This is a genomic window from Enterococcus sp. HMSC072F02 (genome assembly GCF_001837725.1).
Classification (GTDB): domain Bacteria; phylum Bacillota; class Bacilli; order Lactobacillales; family Enterococcaceae; genus Enterococcus_B; species Enterococcus_B lactis.
In genome coordinates this window covers 21,815-28,307 of sequence record NZ_KV833969.1, presented here as the reverse complement: position 1 = coordinate 28,307, position 6,493 = coordinate 21,815, and the positions used below count along the sequence as shown (strand labels likewise).

Here is a 6,493-nt window from a genome sequence, read left to right as displayed (position 1 = left end):
TCAGCTGATTGAACACCGTTTAAGGAAGAGGTCATGAACCTGCCGTTTCACTCTGAGTGACAAGGAGCAATTTCAAAAAACAGCTTCTCATGTTTGTTGAATATTGTGACTTGTGGCCGAGGAGTTGGCAGGAGAACACCGTTTATTCAAAAAAAGGGAACTGCGACAAGACTTTTGTCACAGTCCCTTATTCTGAATAAACAGTGTTCAAGAGACAGCCTATCGGCAATAAGGCTAAACGTCTCTTTCACTACCTCTTCAAGTGATTATTATCGTATAGATAAACACTTCGACTCGCTCTGGTAAGAACGTCCTGATTCAGTCGTCGTTTTTATCCTTAGATTTGCGCCCAGACGCTTTCTAAGATGTTTGTTTGTGTTCTATCAGGTCCGACAGAAAATGTTGAGATACGTACACCAACAAGCTCTGAGATACGACGTACATAATTACGTGCGTTTTCTGGCAGTTCTGCAAGTGTTTTGCATCCTGTAATGTCTTCTGACCAGCCTGGCAACTCTTCATAGATTGGTTTGCAGCGGTTCAACTCTTTCAAGCTTGCTGGATAGTGGTAGATTAGTTCGCCATCTAATTCATAAGCCGTGCAAATTTTTACGGTTTCCAATCCACTTAATACATCGATTGAGTTTAAAGATAGGTTGGTAATACCTGACACCCGTTTAGAATGGCGCATAACTACAGAATCAAACCAGCCGACACGACGAGGACGTCCTGTTGTCGTACCGTATTCTCGTCCTACTTCGCGGATTTGTTCACCTGTTTCATCAAATAGTTCAGTTGGAAATGGACCATCACCGACACGTGACGTATAGGCTTTGCAGACGCCGACGACTTTATTGATTTTTGAAGGTCCTACACCGCTTCCGATTGTAACACCACCGGCTACTGGATTAGAAGAAGTAACAAAAGGATAGGTTCCTTGGTCGATATCCAACATGACTCCTTGCGCCCCTTCAAACAACACGCGTTTACCTGCATCTAAGGCATCATTCAAGATAACCGAAGTATCTGTGACGTATTGTTTGATTTGTTGTCCATATTCATAATATTCTTCAAAAATATCGTCAAAATCAAGTGGTTCTGAATCAAACATTTTTACAAATTGACGGTTTTTATCATCTAGATTCAAACGAAGACGTTCTTCAAAAATTTCTTTATCCAATAAGTCTGCGATGCGGATACCTACACGAGCGGCTTTATCCATATAAGCTGGTCCGATTCCTTTGATCGTTGTACCGATTTTGTTTTCACCTTTCGCATCTTCTTGTAATTGGTCCAATTTGATATGATAAGGCAAGATTACGTGTGCACGGTCAGAAATACGCAGATTACTTGTTTCTACACCTTTTTCATGTAAATAAGCTAATTCTTTGACCAATGATTTAGGATTGACTACGACGCCGTTTCCAATCACACTGATCTTGTCTTTATAAAAAATCCCAGAAGGAATCAAATGCAGTTTATAAGTCACACCATTGAATTTGATTGTATGCCCTGCATTGTCGCCACCTTGGTACCGTGCAATCACTTCAGCATTTTCACTGAGAAAGTCTGTGATTTTTCCTTTCCCTTCATCGCCCCATTGCGTACCTACTACTACTACAGATGACATGTGAACACCTCGTTCTATATTATTTAATCCTGAACCATTGTATCAATAATAGATACATAATTCAAATAAAATCGAATGATTTTTATTTTTATTTTATAAAAACGCTTAAAAAACGAACTTTTATCCTTTTAGAATGATTATTAAAAAAAGAGGTTGTGACAGAAGTGGTCAGCTTCAAGAAATAAGAAGGAATTTACGAAAATTGCTTCTCAAATTTTTGTGAAATTTCGGCTTATTTTTCGAAGAAGCTACTTCTGGAACACCGTGAATAAGAGGTTGTGAAAAAGCTGCCCTGCATCAAGTAATAAGAACAGCCAAACAAAAATAGCTCCTCCTATTTTTCGTTTGGTTGGGCTTATTACCGCAGATGCAAGCTTTTGAATACCGTTTAAGGAAGAGGTTGTGAGCCTGCCGTTTCACTCCGAGTCACAAGGAGCAATTTCAAAAAACAGCTTCTCATGTTTATTGAATATTGTGACTTGTGACCGAGGAGTTGGCAGGAGAACACCGTTTATTCGGAAAAAGGGATTGTGACAAGACTTTTGTCACAATCCCTTTGGAGATCTGTTTTAATTAAGTGCTCTAGTCACTCTTGCAGTTACTCGTCGCATCTTATACGAGTGCCCTTGGTCATTGCGCAAGGCTGAACGCTGCTTTCACAACCTATTCTTTAAAATTCTTCTCTTGGCGAAAGCGACGAAAATTTATTGTATTCTTTGATAAACAGCAGTTCAACTGTTCCTCGCGCACCGCTTCGGTTCTTCTCGATGATGACTTCGATGACGTTGTCATTTTTTGGCTCATTTCCATCATCGTCATCTCCGCCTTCTCTTTCATAATAATCATCCCGATACAAGAAGGCTACGATGTCCGCATCTTGTTCGATTGATCCGGATTCACGAATATCACTTAGTACTGGACGTTTGTCTTGTCGCTGTTCTACTCCACGAGACAACTGCGAAAGAGCAATGACAGGTACTTTCAGTTCTTTTGCCAGTTTTTTCAGTTGGCGGGAGATATCTGATACTTCTTGTTGACGGTTTTCTTTACCGTTCCCTTCAATCAACTGCAAATAATCGATCAATATCAAGCCTAGGTTGCCTTTTTCTTGCGCTAGTTTCCGACATTTCGCGCGGATTTCAGAGATCTTGATCCCTGGTGTATCATCGATAAAAATATTTGCTCGAGAAAGACTTCCCATCGCAACGATCAGATTCGACCATTCTTCTTCCGAAAGCTGACCTGTACGCAAATGGCTAGCTTCAATCGAACCTTCTGCACAAAGCATCCGATTTACAAGAGATTCCGCCCCCATTTCCAGACTGAATATCGCAACAGAACGATCTGTTTTGGTTCCTACATTTTGAGCAATATTCAATGCGAACGCTGTTTTACCTACCGCTGGACGGGCAGCCAGAATGATTAGTTCTTCGGGCTGGAAACCTGCTGTCATTTTGTCCAGACCTTGATAGCCAGTTGGTAGGCCTGTGATTTCTTCATTGTTTTGAGCTAGTCGATCGATATTTTCAATCGTTGAGTTCAGTACTTCAGCAATGGATAAAAAGCCGCTTCGATTTCTTTTTTCCGAAACCTCCAAGATACTGCGTTCTGCATCATCTAAGATCGTCTGAACTTCTTCTCCTTGCTCGAATCCTTTTGTAACGATCCCTGTTGCTGTCTGAATCAATGTACGCAATAATGATTTTTCTTCAACGATTTTCGCATAGTAGACGATATTTGCTGCTGTCGGAACTGCTAAAGCCAAATCTGATAGGTAACTTAAACCACCGGCATCTTCTAACAAATTTGCTTGTTCTAGCCGGTCTTTAACAGTAACAACGTCAATCGCTTCATTACGATCGTTCAACTCGATCATTGTCTCAAAAATAATTTGATGGCCGCGACGATAAAAGTCTTTTGGCTCTATGTACTCCATGGCATCAATGATCGTTTCTGCATCAAGAAAAACAGAGCCTAGAACCGCTTGTTCAGCTTCAATATTTTGCGGTGGGATTCGATCCTGCCACACTTCATTCATACGTATCGCTCCTTGTCTTCAATTGCTTCATTTTACAAGAAAATGATGGAAAAGTCATCATTCGCATCGAAAGTATCATAAAAAAATAGCTCTCTTTTATTATACTCGTTTTCTTCATGCTATTTTACTGTTCTCAAAAAAGAAACCGAAATCAATCTGAAATCGATATGCAGCTTGTGCTTTTGTTGCTGCAGCTGCTTTTCTCAGATAAATTTCGGTTTGTCTTTTCTCCTTCTGGTTCTTCTTACCAGCTGAACATCACTATCAAGACTTGTTATTCTTGTACGACATGAACTTTGATCGTAGCCGTCACCTCATGATGCAACTTCACAGGTACGTTTGTGTAGCCTAGCGAACGGATTGGGTTTTCTAGTTCGATTTTTCGTTTATCTAATTTGATTTTGTATTGTTTGTTTAGCCCTTCAGCAATTTGTTTTGAAGGAATCGATCCAAACAAACGGCTGTCTTCCCCTGCTTTTGCTTTTAACTCGACTACCGTATCTTCTTTTTCCAAGAAGTCTTTTAATTTTTTAGCTTCTTCCAAGATTTCAGCTTCGTGTTTTTCTTGGGCTTTCTTCTGTCCAGCTAACTGACTGATACTACTTTTCGTTGCTTCTTTTGCCAAGTTATTTTTGATTAGATAATTTTGTGCATAACCTGCTGGAACTTCTTTGATGTCCCCTTTTTTACCTTTTCCTTTTACGTCTTGTAAAAAAATTACTTTCATTTGGATTACTCCTTATCATATATTTGATTCATATTTTCTTTGATTGCAGCAAAAAGCTTCTGTTTTGTTTCTTCAACTGTCGTATTCTCCAGTTGAGTAGCTGCATTTGTGAAGTGTCCTCCACCACCTAAGGATTCCATGATGATTTGGACATTGATCGTACCGGTACTTCGGGCACTGATCCCAATCAATCCGTCTGTCCGCTTCGTAATGACGAAAGCTGCGTTGATATTGATCATCGAAAGCAGTGTATCTGCTGTTTTTGCCGCTATGACACTATTATACTCTTTTTCATCTGTTCCTGCCGCCACAACAATATCAGAAGTCACATACTCGCTTCCAGCAATCAAATGACTGATTTCCAAGTATGTCGCTAAGTCCGAGCTCAATAAATATTGTACTAAGGATGCGTCTGCTCCACAAGACCTTAAATAGCTGGCAACATCAAAAGTTCGTGCAGTTGTACGAACATTGAAACTATTCGTATCTACAACCATCCCTGCAAGTAATAGTGTGGCCTCAAAACGATCTAAGCGATTCGTTTTGCTGCTTTGGTATTGGATCAGTTCAGAAACTAGCTCTGAAGCGGAAGAGGCTGAAGATTCGATATAAGTCAGCAAAGGCTTGCTTGGAAACTCTTCCCCTCGGCGGTGATGATCAATGATCACGATCTTATCAAATTGCTCATATAGGCTCTGAGAGATCGATAGAGAAGGTTTATGATAATCCACCATCACGAGGAGGTCTTCATCTTTTTTCAGCTCTATGGCGCGTTCTGGAGAGATCAATTGCATTTCTAATTCTGGATGTTTATGGATTTCTTCGAGACAACGTTCTACATCTGGAATGATCTCGTTCTCGTTGATAACGATATAAGCCTTTTTCTGGTTGAAGCGTGCAAGACAACTGACACCAAAAGCAGAGCCTAAAGCATCCATATCCGGAAATTTGTGTCCCATGATGAACACATCGCCTGTTTCATCAAAAATCCGGCGCAAAGCAGTACTCATCGCTCGAGAACGGACACGCGTGCGTTTGACATTCTTAGCTGATTTACCGCCATAATAAACAGGTTTCGCTCCTTCTTTTACCTCTTTCACGACAACTTGGTCGCCTCCGCGGACTAGAGCAACATCTAAATTGTTCTGAGCTTCTCCACCGATTTCATCGAGGGATCTTGCGCCATAAGCAATCCCCATACTCAAGGTGATAGGCGAGCTCTGTTTTTCAGCTTCTGCTCGAAAGCGATCCAACAAATCAAATTTTTTATCCATCATCTTTTTCAGATCGATCATCTGCGCGACGAAGAAAAACCGTTCTGCGTTGATTCTTTTGAAAAAGACATGGTATTCATTCATCCAGTCAGAAACAAGTGTAGTGATGAAAGAGTTCAAATAAGAAATCTCTTTGTCATCCAATTTATCAATAGCATCTGCATAGTTATCAATAGATAAAATACCGATCACTGGCTGACTGTTCGCCTGATGAAGTTTCAATAACTGGTTTTGGGTGATATCATTAAAATAAACGACACCCTTTACTGTATCCATATCAAACTGAAATGTTTTATCTGCTAGATAGACTTGGTTTTTCTTTTTTTCTTTTGCAGTAAAAAAAGTATCTAACAATTCTTCCTCTGTTAATCCACTTTGATCTTTGACTTTCAATGCTAAAGGATTGAGCCATTCGATTTTTTGGCTTGATGGCTGATAAGCAATCACTCCTACAGGCATGACTTCTGAGACATAAGCCAGATTTGTTTCGGCTACGGTCGAAGCCTGCTGGATTTTTTCACGTTTATTTAAAGTAAGCCAGCGTTTCATTTTCAACCAATAGCGAACGCCCCATAAATTCATCAAAAGAATGACCGAAGCGCTAACAAAACGAAATGGTAAAATTAAGACTACCAATACTTCGATTAGTATAAACAGGATAAGGAAGAGAGGTTTTGGGGATAAATGATTGTTTTTATTTTCCATAATTTTCCTCCCATATATGACTAACTTGATTTTACCATAACTTTCGTCATTCAAGCGACTAAACGAATATCGGTTATTTTTACAGAAAAAAAAGAATTGAATAGCTGATCAAAAGGATC

The 6,493-nt window shown here is 39.9% G+C and carries 4 protein-coding genes; all 4 read right to left on the bottom strand.

Annotation, left to right across the window (positions count from 1 at the left end):
• Positions 1–337 precede the first annotated feature (337 nt).
• Positions 338–1,630, bottom strand: a complete 1,293-nt coding sequence (locus HMPREF2731_RS11760; RefSeq protein WP_002288375.1) for an adenylosuccinate synthase — start codon at positions 1,628–1,630, stop codon at positions 338–340.
• Positions 1,631–2,300: 670 nt separating this feature from the next.
• On the bottom strand, positions 2,301–3,668 hold the full coding sequence (gene dnaB, locus HMPREF2731_RS11755) for a replicative DNA helicase (RefSeq protein WP_002288373.1): 1,368 nt from the start codon (positions 3,666–3,668) through the stop codon (positions 2,301–2,303).
• 274 nt (positions 3,669–3,942) lie between these two features.
• On the bottom strand, positions 3,943–4,395 hold the full coding sequence (rplI, locus tag HMPREF2731_RS11750; protein WP_002293132.1) for a 50S ribosomal protein L9: 453 nt from the start codon (positions 4,393–4,395) through the stop codon (positions 3,943–3,945).
• A gap of 5 nt (positions 4,396–4,400) precedes the next feature.
• Complete coding sequence (locus HMPREF2731_RS11745) at positions 4,401–6,374, bottom strand: DHH family phosphoesterase (RefSeq protein WP_070873054.1); 1,974 nt, start codon at positions 6,372–6,374, stop codon at positions 4,401–4,403.
• Between the last annotated feature and the right edge of the window lie 119 nt (positions 6,375–6,493).